This window comes from Bradyrhizobium sp. Unk1 (assembly GCF_059512345.1).
Genome location: NZ_JCAMOP010000162.1, coordinates 1 through 1,504, shown reverse-complemented (window position 1 = coordinate 1,504; position 1,504 = coordinate 1). Strand labels below are relative to the sequence as shown.

Below are 1,504 nucleotides of genomic sequence, written 5' to 3'. Positions count from 1 at the left end.
CCCTTAAGTGGTGCTCAACAACTCCACTTTGGCACATCGATGCCGTCGGGCGGGGCGTCCACCCCATCATAAATCGGGGACGCCGTTTGAAGTCTGCTATACTCCTTGAAGGCGGTGCGAAATCGGAATGTCGCAGGACTTCCGCGTTGAGCCAGAAGGCGACATTCCCTGCTGGCCTCATAAGACCCCAATATGACCGAGAGGCCACCATCTGAGGGCGGCCTCTGCTGCGTGCGTGAATTGGTCAGTTTTTGTACCCCATACTGCTACAGACCGCGTATTGATAGTTGGGGTTCGCACCTTGCGCCCATAGCCCTTGTTTGCATTCCACGTACGTCCTAGCTTTGGGTGGTGCAAACGCCCTTATATCCGGGTCAAGCACTTTGGCATGCGCACCCGAGTGAAATATCTCTGTCGATGGAGTGTTCGGCCTCGTAGTTTTCGTCGCGGCGTTGGCGGATGCATTCGACAAGATGGCGACAGCTAAGCCCACAACGAACAGCGAGGAAAATCTCATAGCGATGTCCTCCGCAACTCCACCTCGAAGTAGGTGGCAAGCTACTATACCTCGGGAATTTCCTTTCGCTTCGCGAAACATTTGGGCATCAGGACATTCCCAAGATCGGCAACAGCGAACCTCTGCTGAACCTTGCAGACATTGAAAGGTCTGTTGAGGGTCAAAGCACGACATCAAGAAGCTTCACAGACATATCCGCTTCACCCCGAAAAGCGGATTGAGTGATCAGGTCACGCAACGGCCGGGCTGCAGGAGCTTTGCGACTTCCGTGAGCGTACTGACCATGGGCTCGCAGGCGACTGTCGGCTTACGGCTCTGATTCCACAGCGGCGTCTTGGTGATGCGGGCCTGCGCAAATGGAATACGCATCAGGACCGATGTCTCGGCTTGATCGTTCAAGCGCAGGGAAACCGTTTTCGTCTGGACTGCGAACGGCTTGAGGGCAGCAAGATGATCTGCCTTGCCGGCGCGATTGACGATGTGACTTGGCTGTTCAGAGCCCGCCTGCCAGCGGTCTCCGAGGTCGTGACCTGAAGCGAATTGCACGGCACCGATCGTCAATGCTGTCGCGAGAGCACCCAAAAAAGCTTTGCGAATCTGTGACATGGCTTCGCTCCCCGCCCCATGGCGATCGTCGTTCTTTATGCTGTGCCCCTTTGCCCACCGCTTCCAATGCTTCTTTTAAACGCCCGACTGTTTCACCGTGCCTTCGTGAAGGCCGGAAAATGGTTTCATCCCGGCGGATTTTGTTTCGTCACCCCCCGAACACTACTCGGCAACAGCTGGACACGGCCGCACGGCGGCGGCTACCCCGGAGGTAGCGGCGATCGTTGGCCGACGTCCGCAACGGGTCACAAGCAGTCGATGCCGACCGCGCAGGGCAACTTCCGCTTAAGCCTCGGAAGCTGACATTTATGATGGGGTGGACGCCCCGCCCGACGGCATCGATGTGCCAAAGTGGAGTTGTTGAGCACCACTTAAGGGAGG

The 1,504-nt window shown here is 57.0% G+C and carries 1 protein-coding gene; it reads right to left on the bottom strand.

Annotated features, from left to right (window positions below):
* Nucleotides 1-742 precede the first annotated feature (742 nt).
* On the bottom strand, nucleotides 743-1,123 hold the full coding sequence (locus AC5ZFO_RS47870) for a hypothetical protein (protein ID WP_496124248.1): 381 nt from the start codon (nucleotides 1,121-1,123) through the stop codon (nucleotides 743-745).
* Nucleotides 1,124-1,504: the final 381 nt, after the last annotated feature.

Bases quoted from the DNA above. Each gene is read 5' to 3' on its own strand.
- AC5ZFO_RS47870 (WP_496124248.1), bottom strand. From the start codon at position 1,123: ATGTCACAGATTCGCAAAGCTTTTTTGGGTGCTCTCGCGACAGCATTG.